The following is a 13,387-nucleotide window of genomic DNA, read 5'->3' as shown; positions in this document are numbered from 1 at the left end:
GAACGCACTTGTAAGATTTTCTATCATGGTAAATTTTATAACCAATTCCCCATTTACATCAATCTGGAAAACAGATTAAACCATTGCTGAATTGAGATGTATAACAAAAAGCGAGAATAGGCGGGTATTAAGATAGAAGAATAGTTTTTAAAAGCTGAGGAGAAAAGGACCAATAAACCACAAAATACCATAACATCCGAAAGGTTCTTTCTGTGCTTTTCGTTGTGATCGGCGCATTTGCCCGTTGTACTCTCGGCAGAAAATGAGCATCTTATCCCGTTCTTAAAATGAATCCTACTGCACAAAACGAAAACACATAGCTCTTCTTTTTCATGGCAACAATAAAACTAAAACAGGGGTGATCTGATGGACGACAAAAAAGAACTGTCGAACGTTGAAACACAAAGAAACTTTTTAACGGCAGAAGAATTTCCTGAAGGAGCGTATGGAGCTGCCCAAGGCAAAGACAAGCCTGTTGAAAACAAAAACACGTCATGGAAGGAAGGCCAGCAGTACTACAGCAATTTCACATATGAATTCCGCAATCTCCACCAAGGAATGCCGCGACAGTACCCCGGGGCGCATCCAACCCATGACGAAAAGGATCAAAACGAGGAATGACCGATATAAAAAAGAGCCGTGCTAAACGGCTCTTTACAGCTTTTTATTGAAGGGGCTGCTGGAAATTTTGATTTTGCTGCTGGTTTTGTTGGTTTTGCTGCCCCTGTTGCTGTCCTTGCTGGTTAAATGATTGCTGCGCCTGCTGAAGTGCCTGGCTCATTTGGTTCATAGCCTGGTTTGTCTGGATTCCTTGAAGAGCCTGATTTAGCTGCTGAACAGCCTGCTGAATGCTTTGCTGAATTTGCTGATCCGTCTGCTGCATCTGCTGCTGAGATTGTGAGCTGAACTGCTGAATTTGCTGCTTCAGCTGATTGATGCCCTGGCTCAATTGAGAGCTCTGCTGGCCGCTTTGGCCCTGCTGCTGCTGTGACCCCATTTGATTAACAGTTTGCTCCAGCTGGGCAAGCTGCTGCTGGATATTTCCGAATTCCTGAGCAAGTTCGGTATCCGTAATGTTGGCCCCGAGCAGCTGCTCATGCTTTTGTTTTTGTTGTTTCTGCTTTTGCTGCTGATTTTGCTGTTGTTTTGTCATGACAACATCCTCCTTAAAATTGATCACACCCTTTATCTTTTTCATTTTGTTTGAAATAATGAAAGGGGATTTTTAGGATGTTGTTGTTTGAAGAAAAAGGCCATTCAGAGAACTACTCTCACCTCAAGATACAAATGGAGATGTTCTTGGAAGAAGTATAGAAAGAGGATTAGGTACACCCAATTTGTTATATATGAAAAACATTCCTAAAAGGGGAAGATGGAGAGTGTATTTTAACAGGATATCCAATAAGATAAAGGAGTTTCAATGAAATTCGAAAATTTAAATCTGCTCCCAATCCGCTCCCAAAACACATTTCAACCCCAAAACAGAACGCAAGTTCCAAGTAAACAAAAAAGCCTCAAACTCTTGTATACCAAGAAGTTTGAGGCTTTTTTCAGTGACGTCCCAGGAGAGATTCGAACTCCCGACCGACGGCTTAGAAGGCCGTTGCTCTATCCAGCTGAGCTACTGGGACATGATGTTGTTTTGTTTCGCTTTAACTATCAGCGACAAGATTTATTATATGCGGATCGGGACATAAAGTCAACAACTTTTTAGAATTTTTTTCTTCACGAGGAAGAAAAAAATTCTTCCTCATGAATGTGCTGGCAGTTGGACGTGGTTCGTCAGGCTTTCGACTTCCCGGCCGTCCAAGTCATAATAGCGGACCGTTGCATTGTCTTTGTCAATGTTTAGTATAGCATAAGTTTTTTCTTTCCGCACCCGCGGAAGGCGGATGCTGCCGGGGTTGATCAGCAGTTTTCCGTCCATCAGTTCGCTTCCTGCGATGTGGGAATGGCCGAAACAGATGATATCGGCGCCGAGTTCTTCAGCGCGGTAGTATACATTTAAAAGCGACTGTTTAATGCCGTATAAATGCCCGTGTGTGAAAAAAAGCTTTTTCGATCCGACGGGAACGACAATTTCGTCTTTAAACTCCCCGTAAAAATCGCAGTTTCCTTTTACTGTTAAGTAAGAGGAAAGCGCGGGATGGGAAGGATCCAATTCGGAATCCCCGCAATGGATGATGAGATCTGTTTCCTTTCCGTGCCGCTCAGCGATCATTTCCAGTTCGTCTTCAAGGCCGTGGCTGTCGCTGACAATCAGAACCTTCATGATCGGCCCTCCTCCTTTACGCTTGGTCCAATAGAGCGGACAGTTTTTTCAGCGCTTCCGCTCTGTGGCTGATTTTGTTCTTTTCGCCGCTTGAGAGCTCGGCCATCGTTTGATCTTTGTCTTTGACGAGAAAAACCGGGTCGTAGCCGAAGCCGTTTGTGCCGCGCGGCTCTTCGGTAATGTACCCTTCCACAGAACCTTCGACCGTTTTCGTTTCCTGCCCTGGAGTGCATAATGCGAGCGCGCATCTGAACCTCGCGGAGCGGTCTTCTTTTTCCACCCCTTCAAGCTCTTTCAATAGCTTTTTCAGGTTGGCGAGATCGTTTTTCTCTTCTCCTGCATAGCGGGCCGAGTATACGCCGGGGCTGCCGCCGAGGTAGTCGACAGACAGGCCTGAGTCATCGGCAATCACGATTTTACCGGTTTCTTTCGAAATCGTTTCCGCTTTAATCACCGCGTTTTCTTCAAACGTCTGCCCGGTTTCTTCGATTTCGGGCGTATAGCCGATGTCCAGTAGAGATTTGACATCGTAGCCTCTCGGTTCGAGCATCGCTTTGAATTCCCTGACTTTCCCTTCGTTTTTCGTGGCAATGATGACTTCTTTCATCTTGTATCAAGCCTTTCTCATGTTATTGTTGAATGGCTGATGCAACGTCGCCGAGCACTTCTTTCTGCTTTTCGATGAGTTCGGCGATCCCTTTTTCAGCCAGTTCTAAAAGCCCGTCCAATTCACTTCTTGAGAATGTCGCTTCCTCTCCTGTTCCCTGAAGTTCGACAAAGCGGCCTTCGCCTGTCATGACGACGTTCATATCCACCTCTGCTGCAGAATCTTCCTGGTAGTTCAAATCAAGGATCAATCCTTTTTCCTTATCGATTCCCACCGAAGTGGCAGCCAAAAAGTCAGTGATCGGCATCGCCTTCAGCGCGCCTTTTTCGACAAGTCTTCCGACGGCAAGCGCCATGGCCGTAAATGCTCCGGTGATCGACGCAGTTCTCGTGCCTCCGTCAGCCTGAATGACGTCGCAGTCGATCCAGATCGTCCGCTCACCGAGCTTTTCCAAATCAACGACCGCCCGCAGAGCTCGTCCGATCAGCCGTTGAATTTCCATCGTCCGCCCGGAGATTTTCCCTTTTGACGATTCCCTGATCGTCCTTTGGTTCGTGGCCCGCGGGAGCATGCTGTATTCCGCGGTGATCCAGCCCTTCCCTTCTCCTCTCAAAAAGGGCGGTACACGGTCTTCCACAGACGCGTTGCATATCACCTTTGTCCCGCCGACTGTGATCAGGACCGATCCCTCGGGATGCGTAATGAAGTCGAGGTCCATTGTGACAGGGCGCAGTTCATTGTTTTCTCTTCCATCGTATCTCATTTTTTACCTCCGATTGTATGTACATAAACCTTTCACAATCATTCTGCTCTTCCAAAAAGCTGAATAAAGAAAGAGGCAGCTTTAATCGCTTACCTCTTTTTCTATAGTATATCAAAAATCTCTGCTTAAAAACTACCTGTGTTCACCTTGCTCGGTCTTGAAACCGGCTTGGAAAGCTTTTCTCCTTTTTCATTGACGAGCTCGGATTTTCCGTTCACAGTAACCGACACACTTTTCACATCAGGCAGCTCGGTTAATGTCAGCACAATACTGTTTAACACTTCATCCGATATCACTTTCTTCTCGCCGTCGGCACTCCCGTAGATCGCTTCGTTAAAGTCGAGAGTCACATGGCCGTCTTCAATTTTCGGCTCGTTTTCAAGCTTGACATCGCCCTGGAAATCGGAAAGCAGGCCGCTTTTATTGCCCGGTCCTTCCGTCAGCTCTTTAACCGCCGCCGTCACCTGGTCGTTTTCTTTTACAGATGTCCGTTTCGTTACAGGAACGTAATATGTGCCTTTGTCCGATTCAGCCAAATAATAGACGGTGACCGGCTGTGTCGCCGTTATATCTGTCACACCCGCCGTGTCGAGGTTAATGCCGTCCTCGCGGCTGAGTTCTTCTGAAATCGGCGTGCCGTTAACAGGCATTTCTTTCAAATCATGGCCGTTCATGCGGATCTTCACTTTATCAATCGAGTTAAACTGTGTTAACGTCCATGTAATTGCCTGTACAATTTTTTGCTCGTCTTCAGCTTTATAGTTTTTAAATTCATTTGAGAAGTCAGCAATCGCTGTTCCGTCTTCTTTAATATCGACATTGACCGTGGTATCCGCCGGCAGCACGGCTCTGAACCCGTTTGGCAGGATGTTTGAAACAGGGCCGCCTTCAACGAGGTATTCAAGCGCTTGTTTAGCCGTACCTTCCTGCTTTGGCAACGGCAGCGTCTGCGCTGTCACATAGCCGTTCTTATCAATGAGATAAAGCTCTCTCATGACCGTATCGCCCGTTTGAGCGGCTTTATCGTCGCTTGTCGTTTTGCTGCCTTTGTCTTCTGTTTTATCTTTGGTTTTGTCTGTTTGGTCTTGCTCCTTCTCCTCTTTTACATATGTGATGTCCTGCGGCGGATCTATCTCCTCTGAGGCTTGATCTGACTGAAATATTCCGCACCCGGAAAGAAGCAGCGCGGAGGCCGTAACCGTAACCGCGATTCCTTTCATTCCTTTTTTCAGCATACTTTTCCCTCCTAAGGCAGTTTGTACTATTATGTATACGAGCCCGTTTTTGAATTAGACCGCTTTTTAAAAAAATCCCTCTGAATACAAAAAACCTTTTCTTTAAAAGAAAAGGCCATGAAAAAAAGCTGCCGTTTGCTTGTGCGGCAGCTTTATTTTACAGCGGTTTCCTGAAGAGAAATGCTTTCCACATTTTTCACTTCGTATCCAAACCAATCATTTGCAATTTTTGTGAAGCGGGCGCGCTCCCCGGTTGTTAAAAACAAGTGTTCCGGCGGTTCCCCCGTTTTGCTTAATAAACCGTTGTATGACAAGATCGTGCTGACTTCCCTGGCCGTTTCATCTCCGGAGGAAATGATGTTGACGCGCTCTCCCATATAGCGCTGAATCGGTTCTTTTAAAATCGGATAATGCGTGCATCCGAGAATCAGCGTATCGATTGATGAATCCCTGAGCGGGTGCAGTGACGACCTGACGATTTCATCAGCCGTCTCATCCAAAAATTTGCCGCTTTCCACAAACGGGACAAACATCGGGCAAGCCAGATTTTCCACCGTTAAATCTCCGTTTAGCGAAAGAAGCGCTTCTTCGTATGCGCCGCTTTTGATCGTGTTTTCTGTTCCGATCACGCCGATCCGCTGGTTCTCCGTCACTTTAATCGCGGTTCTGGCTCCAGGCTGCACAACGCCGATGACCGGGATCGCGACTTCTCTGCTGATTTCTTCAAGCGCGATGGCCGTCGCTGTATTGCAGGCGATCACGAGCATTTTAATATGGTGGCGGGATAACAAATAATTTGTCATTTCCCATGTATATGACAGGACTTCTTGTCTGTCCCGGGGTCCGTACGGACACCTTTTCGTATCTCCAAGATATATAATTTTTTCTTTCGGCAGCTGCCTCATGATTTCTTTTGCAACGGTTAAACCGCCGACTCCCGAATCAATGACTCCTATCGGTTGATCCAACAAAATCGCCTCATTTTCTGTTCATTTCCTGCTGAAGTTTAATTAATAATTTTTCAAACGCGGCTGTTTCTTCCTCGGAAAACGCCTCTAACATGTCTTCTAAATAGTCCTGCCTTTTTTGAATGACCTCCTGGATGATCCGCTCTCCTTCCGATAGAAGATGAATGCGGACTACGCGCCTGTCGGACGGATCTTTAACCCGTTCAACGAGGTTGTTTTTCTCCATTCGGTCAATTAAATCCGTTGTGGTGCTGCACGCCAGGTACATCTTTTGTGATAACTCGCCGATCGTCATATCCCCGTATTCATACAGCCATTGAAGACCGACAAACTGGGGAGGGGTAATCGTATATTGGGTGAGAATTTCTCTTCCTTTTTGTTTAATGATGCCCGCAATATGGCGGAGTGATTTTTCAATGTCCGCTATGTGATTCAAAGAAGCATTCGAATTCATTTTCTCTACCTCGCTCGACTCGTTGTTTTGTTTTCAAAACACTTGAGTCTATTTTCCTTCTTTTCTACACAAATTGCAAGACTTCAACATGAATATACAAATTGCTCTTGAAAAAACAAATAACCGGTTCCCTTCTTGATACAAGAAGGAACACCGGCTCAATTTAGAGCTCTAGCTCACCCATTCGAAGAAGTTCAACAACAGCTTGCGAACGGCCTTTCACTCCCAATTTTTGCATTGCATTGGAAATGTGATTACGTACAGTCTTTTCACTTATAAAGAGCTCGCTTGCGATTTCCTTTGTTGTCTTGTCTTGAACGAGCAATTCGAACACTTCTCTTTCTCTTTTTGTTAGCAGCGGCTTTGATTGAAACTCTTTCTCCTTCAAGTATTGTAACCCTCCTTGCTAAGGTGAGAGCTGATCTGAAACGAATGGGTTTCGATATAGTCGTGATATCATATGAAACATACGCAAGGTCGGTGACGTTTCTGACGGAGAAAAGGGTTCCCTCAAACACCTATTTTTCAAATCATGATACAGGCATCGTTTCAGGGCTGAACTTCTAAGGAAGACATTTTAAAATCTAAGAGATCAGCCGCCATCTCTTCGTAATATATGCGTGCGTTTTCTTTTTCTGCACAGCGCTGATGATTTGTGCAGCCGCTTTTTCGGACGAAGCCGTCCAAAACAGGTGATCACCTTTTGCAAGTGCCGTGTCCACGAAGCCTGGCTGAATTTCGGTGACCACGATTTCATCACACCCAAGTTTTTTCACTTTTTGCCGGAGCCCTTTTAAGTAATTAGAAACGAATGCTTTTGAAGCGGCGTAGGTGACGGCTCCTCCGTTTCCTCTCAGCGCGGCAATGGATGAAATGCCGACTAAATGCCCTCTCCCGTTTTTGATAAAATGCTCCATCAACACGTTCGAGCAGGACACAAATCCCGTCACATTTACATCGATCGTTTCCTTTTCTTTGCTCCAATCCATTTCGCTTTCCAAATATCCAACACCTGAACAGATGAAGACTGCGTCTGCCCAATTCATCTCATCAAGCAGTTCTCTCAACAGTATAGGCGAGCGTTCGCTGTCGGCTGTATCGACCTTTTTAATGTATGAAGGTCCAGGGAGGTCGTCACGCAATTTGGCTAGCAGTTCATACCGTCTTGCTGCAAGACCGACTTCCACTCCCGCGGCTGACAGCTGCTTGGCAAGCGCTTTGCCAATTCCGGAACTCGCGCCGATGATCATCGATTTTTTCATTTTCCTCTCCTTGTCAATTATTTCTCAGGAAATGAGTCATTGCCAAGCAGTTTTGCTTTTTGTTCATTTGTCCATTTCACCGGTTTGCCCGTATCTTTCGCAATTTGCACCATAACCGCCTTCCCTGTGAAGCAAAGGCCGTCTTCCCCATTTTTCGCCGCATAGTGAAGGATGAGGGAGGCGTTGCCGACAGATGCTGTTTTGACGCCGATTTTCAAATGTTCATGAAGCATGACCTGCTGAAAATAATCGCATTGCTGGCTCGCCACGACGGGAATTGCCGCGCTCTTCGCGTCTGAAAGGCGGTCCATGACGCCCAGGTGCTTGAAATAGGAAATCCTCGCTTCCTCGAAATAGACAAACGGTGTGACATTGTTCATATGACCGAACATGTCCGTTTCTGAAAAACGGACGGATACTTCATCAAAAAAAGAAAATGACTGACACCATGTGTCAAACGGTTCTTCAATATATCCCGGCAGCTTCATTGTTTTTCATCCCCTTTGGTCATAAAAACACCTCTTCGGCTTGAAGAGGTGCGTTTTTTCGTGTTATTCCGTGTTGTCGCTTCCGAAGAAGTTTTTAAACGCCTGAACGGTCGTATCCCTGTTTAACGCAGCGATTGAGGTTGTGAGCGGGATGCCTTTCGGACATGACTGCACGCAGTTTTGCGAATTTCCGCATTCGGCCAGTCCGCCGTCCCCCATAATCGCTTCAAGCCGTTCCGATTTGTTCATCGCGCCTGTCGGATGGGTGTTGAATAAGCGGACTTGCGAGAGCGGCGCAGGTCCCATAAAGTTTGTTTTATCGTTCACGTTTGGACAAGCTTCAAGACATACGCCGCAAGTCATGCATTTTGACAGCTCATACGCCCACTGCCTTCTTCTTTCCGGCATTCTCGGTCCCGGTCCGAGGTCATATGTGCCGTCGATCGGCACCCATGCTTTGACTTTCTTTAATGAATCAAACATGCGGCTCCGGTCCACTTGAAGGTCACGGACAACCGGGAATGTTTTCATCGGTTCAAGGCGGATCGGCTGCTCAAGCTGGTCGATCAGCGCTGTACAGGACTGTCTCGGCTTGCCGTTGATCACCATCGAGCAAGCGCCGCACACTTCCTCGAGACAGTTCATATCCCAAGCAATCGGCGACGTTTTTTCCCCTTTTGCATTAACCGGGTTCCTTCTGATTTCCATCAAAGCGGAAATGACGTTCATATTCGGACGGTATGGAATTTCAAACTCTTCCTGGTAAGGACTAGAATCCGATGTATCCTGACGAGTGATGATAAACTTGATTGTCTTATTTTCACTCATGATTTCGCCACCTTTTTCTTCGAGTAATCCCGTTTACGCGGTGCGATTAATGAAACATCGACATCCTCATAATGGAATTTCGGGGCTTCAAAATCGCCTGCATGTTTCGCCATTGTTGTTTTCAGCCATTCCTCGTCATTACGTTCAGGGAAATCCGGTTTATAATGGGCGCCGCGGCTCTCATTCCGGTTGTATGCACCGAGCGTGATCACCCGTGCCAATTGCAGCATGTTGTGCAGCTGGCGCGTGAATACGGCGCCCTGGTTGCTCCATTTTGCCGTATCGTTGATATTGATGTTTTGGTAGCGCTCTGCAAGCTCTTGGATTTTTTCATCCGTTTTCAGCAGCTTGTCATTGTGGCGCACAACCGTCACGTTGTCTGTCATCCATTCGCCGAGCTCTTTATGAAGGACATAAGCATTTTCATTGCCGTCCATTTTCATAATGTCAGCCCACTTTTCTTCTTCCTTTTTGACGCAGCTGTCGAAAACGGAAGAAGACAGATCTTCTGCGGATGTTTCAAGACCTTGAATGTATTCAACGGCTTTCGGACCTGCCACCATGCCGCCGTAAATGGCTGACAAGAGCGAGTTCGCGCCCAGGCGGTTTCCGCCGTGCATTGAATAATCGCATTCTCCTGCGGCAAACAGTCCTGGAATGTTGGTCATCTGATTGTAGTCGACCCAGAGTCCGCCCATTGAGTAGTGGACCGCAGGGAAAATCTTCATCGGCAGCTTGCGCGGATCGTCACCCATGAATTTTTCATAGATTTCAATGATTCCGCCCAGCTTGATGTCCAATTCCTTCGGATCTTTATGGGAAAGATCGAGATAAACCATGTTTTCGCCGTTGATGCCGAGCTTTTGTCTGACGCATACATCAAATATTTCACGAGTCGCAATATCACGCGGCACAAGGTTTCCGTATGCCGGATATTTCTCTTCGAGGAAATACCAAGGCTTGCCGTCTTTGTACGTCCAGACTCGTCCGCCTTCACCGCGCGCCGATTCGCTCATCAGACGGAGCTTGTCGTCTCCCGGAATGGCGGTCGGGTGGATCTGGATGAATTCTCCGTTCGCATAGTAAGCCCCCTGCTGGTAAACGATCGAAGCGGCTGATCCGGTATTGATCATCGAGTTCGTCGATTTTCCGAAGATGATGCCCGGTCCCCCGGTCGCCATGATGACCGCGTCTGAACGGAACGACTCGATTTCCATCGTCGTCAGATTTTGGGCGACGATGCCCCGGCACGCATTGTCATCATCAAGAACAGCTCCGAGAAACTCCCAGCCTTCATATTTCGAAACAAGCCCTTCGACTTCAAAGCGGCGAACCTGCTCATCCAGCGCGTACAAGAGCTGCTGTCCGGTCGTCGCCCCCGCATATGCCGTTCTGTGATGCTGAGTTCCCCCGAAGCGCCGGAAGTCAAGCAGCCCTTCAGGTGTTCTGTTAAACATGACGCCCATGCGGTCAAGCAAATGAATAATCGACGGCGCCGCGTCACACATCGCTTTGACCGGCGGCTGGTTGGCCAGAAAGTCGCCACCGTAAACGGTATCGTCAAAATGCTCCCAAGGGGAGTCGCCTTCACCTTTTGTATTGACCGCTCCGTTGATTCCGCCCTGCGCACATACGGAATGTGAGCGCTTAACGGGAACGATCGAAAATAGTTTTACATTTGTTCCTGCTTCCGCAGCTTTAATGGTCGCCATCAGACCCGCAAGTCCTCCGCCGACAACGATGATGCTTGAATTGCTCATGCCTGCCCCACTCCCTCTAGTAATCTAGTTCTTTTACACAAATGCCAAAATCGCTCTCAGCCCTACATAGGACAGCACAACAAAGACTCCCATTGTCACAAACGTGGCGATTCGCTGTGAGCGGGGAGAAACGGTGATTCCCCAAGTGACAGCAAACGACCATAAACCGTTTGAAAAGTGGAAGATTGTTGAGAGGACACCTACAATGTAAAAGCCGAGCATGATCGGGGAGCTCAAAATATCAGCCATCATGTCAAAGTTCACCTCTGCCCCCATTTGGGCGGCAATCCGTGTTTGCCACACGTGCCAGCTGACAAAAATCAAGGTAATGATTCCTGTAATCCGCTGCAGAACGAACATCCAGTTTCTAAAAAATCCGAATCTGTTCGCATTGTTTTTCGCTGTAAAAGCTATGTATACTCCATAAACAGCATGATAAATCAGCGGAAGGAAAATCACGAAGATTTCCAAAGCGTACCTGAACGGCAGGTTTTCCATAAAATGAGCGGCGTTATTAAACGCCTCTTCTCCGCTTGCCGCAAAATGGTTGACAACCAAATGCTGGATTAAAAATATGCCCACCGGTATGACGCCAAGCAAAGAATGCAGTCTTCGATAAACAAACTCTCTGTTCCCGGCCATTGCTTTACCCCCTAGTTGAAAAGTGCAGTAAAAATGAAAGGTCTCCTATCCCCCGTCCTGTTTCAAATATCGCACTTTGTTAAGTTTTTATGACAATTTCATTTTACTCCTATGAGAAATAGGCGTCAAGAAAACGCGTACATAAATTGAAATTTTCTAAAATTTAATCATATTTTAGAAAATTTTATTTTATCAAAATATAAATATATCAGATTTTTTTCTTCCTAAATGCATGTCTCCGCTGTAATCTTTCACCCCATTTAAGCTATAATAAACGGAGAAAAGAGGGGAGACATTGGATATGAATAAATATGAAGCAAACTTAGCGCAATTAAAAGAGCTGGAAGTCTCCGCATATGGCTATGAGTTGATCAGGGAAGTGCTGCTTCCCGATATGCTGGGACAAGACTACGCAGATATGATGTACTGGGCGGGAAAAAAGCTCGCCCGCAAGTTCCCGCTTGAATCCCGGGAGGATCTTCCCGCTTTCTTTCAGGATGCAGGCTGGGGAACGCTTGCGATCGTCCATTCAAAAAAACAGGAGCTTGAGTTTGAACTCGAAGGCCCGCTGGTTTCAAACCGCCTCAAGTATCAAAAGGAGCCCTGCTTTCAGCTTGAAGCCGGGTTTATCGCCGAGCAAATCCAGCTGATGAACGAACAAATTGCCGAATCTTATGAACAGGTGAAAAAAAGAGCCGGAAAAGTGGTTTTAACGGTGAAATGGGATTTGAAAGACCCGGCATAACTATGCAAAAAGGCGGAGACTGCAAAAGTCCCGCCTTTTTCTTTTTAAATGACTGCTGTCTGCTTCGACAGTTCAAAAGCATCATGCAGCGCTTCAACGGCTTTCACCATATCGCCTTCGTTGACGACAGTCGAAACTTTGATTTCGGATGTGCTGACCATTTTGACCTGGATGTTTTTTTCCGCCAGCACAGCGAACATTTCCGCTGCTACTCCCGGGTTGGAGATCATGCCAGAACCGACGATCGACACTTTGGCAAGCCTGTTTTCCGTTTCAATCTGTTCATAGTCGAGCGCGTCTTTGTATTCTTCGAGAACTTCAACCGTCCGTTTTAAGTCTTCCGTTTTCACTGAGAAAGAAATCGACGTTTTGCTTGTGCCTGTCACCGATTGAATGATGATGTCAACGTTGATGTTCTGTTTGGCGAGCGTTGTAAAAATCGTTGACAGCGTTGTCAGGCCGCTCGCCAGGCTGCATACGGTCACGCGTGTGATCTGATCTTCAAATGCAATGCCTCTTACGATTAAATTCTGTTCCATTGATGATTCCTCCTCGATTAATGTGCCGGCTTCTTTTTCGGTGCTTGAACGGACTTCCAAAGGCACCTGGTAGTTTTTCGCAAATTCAACAGCTCTCGGATGAAGGACGCCTGCTCCAAGATTGGCAAGCTCCAGCATTTCATCGTAGGAGATTCCGGCCAGCTTCCGCGCTGTTTTCACATAGCGGGGATCCGTCGTGAAAACCCCCGGCACATCGGTGTAAATGTCGCATTTATCAGCTTTCAGGGCTGCTGCGAGGGCAACGGCTGTCGTATCTGATCCGCCTCTGCCGAGCGTTGTGATTTCGCCTTCCGCTGTGACGCCCTGGAATCCGGCGACAACGGCGATTTTCCCTTCATTCAGGCGCTCTTTCAGCTTGGCTGTATCAATGTTCGTAATTCTTGCGTTGCCGTGAATATTTTCGGTTTCGATGCCGGCCTGCCAGCCTGTATAGGAAACCGCATCATACCCCTTGTTCTGCAAAGCCATTGTCAACAGCGAAATCGTCACCTGCTCTCCTGTTGTCAGCAGCATGTCCATTTCCCTGCTGCTCGGCTGCTCGGTGATTTCCTTGGCAAGCGCGACGAGGGAGTCCGTCGATTTGCCCATCGCCGAAACGACGACGACAACATCATGACCGCGCTGTTTTTCTTCGATGACGCGGTTTGCGACATTCAATATTTTTTCCACTGACCCTACGGAAGTTCCGCCAAATTTTTGGACGATGAGACCCATCAAATACCACCCTTTTTGTTTTCGTTCGTGTTTGTTTATGTATGAAGAGGAAAGCTTGACCGGCGGCCTGTACGGTTTTTTTTGCACAA

Annotated in this window: 16 protein-coding genes and 1 tRNA gene; 2 read left to right on the top strand and 15 right to left on the bottom strand. The window is 47.1% G+C overall.

Going from position 1 to position 13,387, the window contains the following annotated elements:
• Nucleotides 1-366: 366 nt before the first annotated feature.
• Complete coding sequence (locus ACVC9U_RS04460) at nt 367-621, top strand: hypothetical protein (RefSeq protein ID WP_075752012.1); 255 nt, start codon at nt 367-369, stop codon at nt 619-621.
• 43 nt (nt 622-664) lie between these two features.
• On the opposite strand, the gene ACVC9U_RS04455 is transcribed toward ACVC9U_RS04460, so the two are convergent.
• The 14 genes from ACVC9U_RS04455 to ACVC9U_RS04390 all read right to left on the bottom strand — a co-directional run bounded on the left by ACVC9U_RS04455 (nt 665) and on the right by ACVC9U_RS04390 (nt 11,279).
• Entirely contained in the window at nt 665-1,153 is a 489-nt protein-coding gene (locus tag ACVC9U_RS04455; RefSeq protein ID WP_075752011.1) for a hypothetical protein, read from the bottom strand.
• A 404-nt stretch (nt 1,154-1,557) separates the two neighbouring features.
• A tRNA-Arg gene (locus tag ACVC9U_RS04450) sits at nt 1,558-1,631 on the bottom strand.
• Nucleotides 1,632-1,750: 119 nt separating this feature from the next.
• Complete coding sequence (locus ACVC9U_RS04445; RefSeq protein ID WP_075752010.1) at nt 1,751-2,272, bottom strand: YfcE family phosphodiesterase; 522 nt, start codon at nt 2,270-2,272, stop codon at nt 1,751-1,753.
• Nucleotides 2,273-2,288: 16 nt separating this feature from the next.
• The gene (locus tag ACVC9U_RS04440; protein ID WP_075752009.1) at nt 2,289-2,879 is read right to left on the bottom strand and encodes an XTP/dITP diphosphatase; all 591 of its coding nucleotides are present in this window, start codon (nt 2,877-2,879) and stop codon (nt 2,289-2,291) included.
• A 22-nt stretch (nt 2,880-2,901) separates the two neighbouring features.
• Nucleotides 2,902-3,642: a ribonuclease PH gene (gene rph, locus ACVC9U_RS04435; protein WP_025811024.1), complete on the bottom strand. Its 741-nt coding sequence runs from the start codon at nt 3,640-3,642 to the stop codon at nt 2,902-2,904.
• A 125-nt stretch (nt 3,643-3,767) separates the two neighbouring features.
• A complete protein-coding gene (locus ACVC9U_RS04430) occupies nt 3,768-4,877 on the bottom strand; it encodes a GerMN domain-containing protein (protein ID WP_075752008.1) in 1,110 nt (369 codons plus the stop codon).
• A gap of 152 nt (nt 4,878-5,029) precedes the next feature.
• Nucleotides 5,030-5,848, bottom strand: a complete 819-nt coding sequence (gene racE / locus ACVC9U_RS04425; protein ID WP_142238588.1) for a glutamate racemase — start codon at nt 5,846-5,848, stop codon at nt 5,030-5,032.
• A 7-nt stretch (nt 5,849-5,855) separates the two neighbouring features.
• Entirely contained in the window at nt 5,856-6,299 is a 444-nt protein-coding gene (locus ACVC9U_RS04420) for a MarR family winged helix-turn-helix transcriptional regulator (protein WP_003184148.1), read from the bottom strand.
• Nucleotides 6,300-6,462: 163 nt separating this feature from the next.
• Nucleotides 6,463-6,687 (bottom strand): spore germination transcription factor GerE, encoded by a 225-nt coding sequence (gerE, locus tag ACVC9U_RS04415; RefSeq protein WP_003184172.1) that lies wholly within the window; start codon nt 6,685-6,687, stop codon nt 6,463-6,465.
• 196 nt (nt 6,688-6,883) lie between these two features.
• The gene (locus ACVC9U_RS04410; protein ID WP_441390148.1) at nt 6,884-7,561 is read right to left on the bottom strand and encodes an SDR family NAD(P)-dependent oxidoreductase; all 678 of its coding nucleotides are present in this window, start codon (nt 7,559-7,561) and stop codon (nt 6,884-6,886) included.
• Between the two features lie 17 nt (nt 7,562-7,578).
• Entirely contained in the window at nt 7,579-8,049 is a 471-nt protein-coding gene (locus ACVC9U_RS04405) for an acyl-CoA thioesterase (RefSeq protein ID WP_075752005.1), read from the bottom strand.
• A gap of 63 nt (nt 8,050-8,112) precedes the next feature.
• Nucleotides 8,113-8,877: a succinate dehydrogenase iron-sulfur subunit gene (gene sdhB / locus ACVC9U_RS04400; RefSeq protein ID WP_075752004.1), complete on the bottom strand. Its 765-nt coding sequence runs from the start codon at nt 8,875-8,877 to the stop codon at nt 8,113-8,115.
• Nucleotides 8,874-10,637 (bottom strand): succinate dehydrogenase flavoprotein subunit, encoded by a 1,764-nt coding sequence (gene sdhA / locus ACVC9U_RS04395; RefSeq protein WP_020452492.1) that lies wholly within the window; start codon nt 10,635-10,637, stop codon nt 8,874-8,876. Before sdhA ends, sdhB begins: the two co-directional genes overlap by 4 nt.
• Before the next feature lie 33 nt (nt 10,638-10,670).
• The gene (locus ACVC9U_RS04390; RefSeq protein ID WP_075752003.1) at nt 10,671-11,279 is read right to left on the bottom strand and encodes a succinate dehydrogenase cytochrome b558 subunit; all 609 of its coding nucleotides are present in this window, start codon (nt 11,277-11,279) and stop codon (nt 10,671-10,673) included.
• Between the two features lie 301 nt (nt 11,280-11,580).
• Here ACVC9U_RS04390 and ACVC9U_RS04385 point away from each other — a divergent pair, with 301 nt between their 5' ends.
• A complete protein-coding gene (locus ACVC9U_RS04385; RefSeq protein ID WP_003184184.1) occupies nt 11,581-12,024 on the top strand; it encodes a YslB family protein in 444 nt (147 codons plus the stop codon).
• Between the two features lie 44 nt (nt 12,025-12,068).
• Here the strand turns inward: ACVC9U_RS04385 and ACVC9U_RS04380 are convergent, their stop codons facing one another.
• A complete protein-coding gene (locus ACVC9U_RS04380; protein WP_441390147.1) occupies nt 12,069-13,298 on the bottom strand; it encodes an aspartate kinase in 1,230 nt (409 codons plus the stop codon).
• Nucleotides 13,299-13,387: the final 89 nt, after the last annotated feature.

Source organism: Bacillus sp. GM2 (genome assembly GCF_056155945.1).
Note: the sequence above shows the minus strand (reverse complement) of the source record. Positions and strands in the feature narration are given on the sequence as shown.

Excerpts from the sequence above, each read along its gene's own strand:
- ACVC9U_RS04460 (WP_075752012.1), top strand. The coding sequence starts at position 367 with ATGGACGACAAAAAAGAACTGTCGAACGTTGAAACACAAAGAAACTTT.
- ACVC9U_RS04455 (WP_075752011.1), bottom strand. The coding sequence starts at position 1,153 with ATGACAAAACAACAGCAAAATCAGCAGCAAAAGCAGAAACAACAAAAA.
- ACVC9U_RS04445 (WP_075752010.1), bottom strand. The coding sequence starts at position 2,272 with ATGAAGGTTCTGATTGTCAGCGACAGCCACGGCCTTGAAGACGAACTG.
- ACVC9U_RS04440 (WP_075752009.1), bottom strand. The coding sequence starts at position 2,879 with ATGAAAGAAGTCATCATTGCCACGAAAAACGAAGGGAAAGTCAGGGAA.
- rph (WP_025811024.1), bottom strand. The coding sequence starts at position 3,642 with ATGAGATACGATGGAAGAGAAAACAATGAACTGCGCCCTGTCACAATG.
- ACVC9U_RS04430 (WP_075752008.1), bottom strand. The coding sequence starts at position 4,877 with ATGCTGAAAAAAGGAATGAAAGGAATCGCGGTTACGGTTACGGCCTCC.
- ACVC9U_RS04420 (WP_003184148.1), bottom strand. The coding sequence starts at position 6,299 with ATGAATTCGAATGCTTCTTTGAATCACATAGCGGACATTGAAAAATCA.
- ACVC9U_RS04410 (WP_441390148.1), bottom strand. The coding sequence starts at position 7,561 with ATGAAAAAATCGATGATCATCGGCGCGAGTTCCGGAATTGGCAAAGCG.
- ACVC9U_RS04405 (WP_075752005.1), bottom strand. The coding sequence starts at position 8,049 with ATGAAGCTGCCGGGATATATTGAAGAACCGTTTGACACATGGTGTCAG.
- sdhB (WP_075752004.1), bottom strand. The coding sequence starts at position 8,877 with ATGAGTGAAAATAAGACAATCAAGTTTATCATCACTCGTCAGGATACA.
- sdhA (WP_020452492.1), bottom strand. The coding sequence starts at position 10,637 with ATGAGCAATTCAAGCATCATCGTTGTCGGCGGAGGACTTGCGGGTCTG.
- ACVC9U_RS04390 (WP_075752003.1), bottom strand. The coding sequence starts at position 11,279 with ATGGCCGGGAACAGAGAGTTTGTTTATCGAAGACTGCATTCTTTGCTT.
- ACVC9U_RS04385 (WP_003184184.1), top strand. The coding sequence starts at position 11,581 with ATGAATAAATATGAAGCAAACTTAGCGCAATTAAAAGAGCTGGAAGTC.
- ACVC9U_RS04380 (WP_441390147.1), bottom strand. The coding sequence starts at position 13,298 with ATGGGTCTCATCGTCCAAAAATTTGGCGGAACTTCCGTAGGGTCAGTG.